A 1,814-nucleotide genomic window follows, 5' to 3' on the forward strand; every position below is an offset into this window, starting at 1 on the left:
CGGCTGGCCGAGGAGCCGGAGCGGCACGTGTGGCAGGGCGAGGTGGGTACCGACGCGCTGCCGTGGTTGGCCGATCACCAAATCCACGGCGCCGCAGCGCTTCCCGGCGCCGCTTACTGCGAGATGGCGTTGGCGGCGGCGCGCACCGTGTTGGGCGAGGCGTCCGAGGTTCGCGACGTGCGTTTCGAGCAGCTGCTGTTACTCGACGAGCAGACCTCCATCGGCGCTACGGCGACGGTCGAGGCGTCCGGTCTGGTCACATTCGCGGTCGAAACCGATGAGGAAGGGGAGCGCTCGCGCCGTGCATCGGCCGTCTTACAGGGCGTCTCCGAAGATGACGAGCCACCGGCGGCCCATGACATCGCCGCCCTGCTGGCCGCGCACCCCAACCCGGTGGAAGGTGACGAGCTTCGGCAGACCTTCGACCTGCGCGGTATCCAGTACGGTCGCGCCTTCACCGGCCTGGGCACCACTCACGTCGCCGAGGAGGCCGGCACCAGCACAGTGCTGGCCGAGGTTGCGGTGCCGGGTTCGATCCGTGCGCAGCAGAGTTCCTACGGTGTGCACCCGGCGCTGCTGGACGCGTGCTTCCAGTCCGTCGCCGCCCACCCCAGTGTCCGCACTGCCGGCGGTGGCGGTTTGTTGTTGCCGCTGGGTGTGGCCCGGTTGCGGGCGTACGGACCGGCCCGTCACGCCCACTACTGCCTGACCACCGTGACCAGGGGCACTTCGGGGGCGGAATCAGGGCTAGAAGCCGACCTGGACGTGCTGGACGAGCACGGGACGGTCGTGCTGGCCGTGCGCGGGCTGCGGATGGGGACCGGAGCGTCTCCGGAAGCCGAGCGCGACAGGGTACTGAGCGAGCGGTTGCTGAGCATCGAGTGGCAGCAGCGCGAACTGCCCGAGCAGGGGCACACCGAGCCGGGAACCTGGCTGTTGATCAGCACCGGCGACGCCGCGGATCTGGTCGCCGCCGAGTTGACCGATTCGTTGAAGGTGCACGATGCGCAGTGCACAACCCTGTCGTGGCCGTTCCAGGCCGACCATGAGGCCACCGCCGAGCGGCTGCGGGTGCAGTTGGAGAAGGGTGGCTTCACCGGCGTGGTGGTGCTCACGGCACCCAAGACCGACAACGCCGAGTCAGCCGGGCGCGGACGCGAGTACGTGAGCCATCTGGTGCGTATCGCCCGCGAACTCCCGGAGATCATGGGCCATGCGCCGCGGCTGTATGTGGTGACCCGCAACGCGCAGCAGGTGCTGTCGGATGACGACGTCAACCTCGAGCAGGGTGGGCTGCGCGGCTTGCTGCGGGTGATCGGTGCCGAGCATCCGCACCTGAAGGTCACCCACATCGACGTCGACGAGCAGACCGGCGTCGAACAGGTAGCTCGCCAGCTCCTGCTGTCCGAGTCCGGTGAAGACGAGACCGCGTGGCGCAACGAGGAGTGGTACACCGCGCGGCTGAGCCCGGCGCCGCTGCGCCCCGAGGAGCGGCACAGCACCGTCGTCGATCACGCGGAGGCCGGCATGCGCCTGCGCATCCGTACCCCCGGTGACCTGCAGTCGCTGGAGTTCACCGCGTTCGACCGGGTGCCGCCCGGGCCGGGGGAGATCGAGGTGGCGGTCAGCGCGTCGAGCATCAACTTCGCCGACGTTCTGGTCACCTTCGGCCGGTATCACACCGCGGACGGCAAGCTGCCGGAGCTGGGCACCGACTTCGCCGGTGTGGTGACCGCAGTGGGGCCCGACGTGACCGATCTCCAGGTCGGCGACCACGTCGGTGGCCTGTCGTCTCATGGCTGCTGGTCCACGTT

The 1,814-nt window shown here is 69.3% G+C and carries 1 protein-coding gene; it reads left to right on the forward strand.

Annotated features, from left to right (window positions below):
• Nucleotides 1-1,814, forward strand: a 1,814-nt coding sequence (locus BST27_RS30260; protein WP_170062403.1) for a polyketide synthase dehydratase domain-containing protein, incomplete at both ends; no start/stop codon positions are given.

The sequence above is a fragment of the Mycobacterium intermedium genome (assembly GCF_002086275.1).
Classification (GTDB): domain Bacteria; phylum Actinomycetota; class Actinomycetes; order Mycobacteriales; family Mycobacteriaceae; genus Mycobacterium; species Mycobacterium intermedium.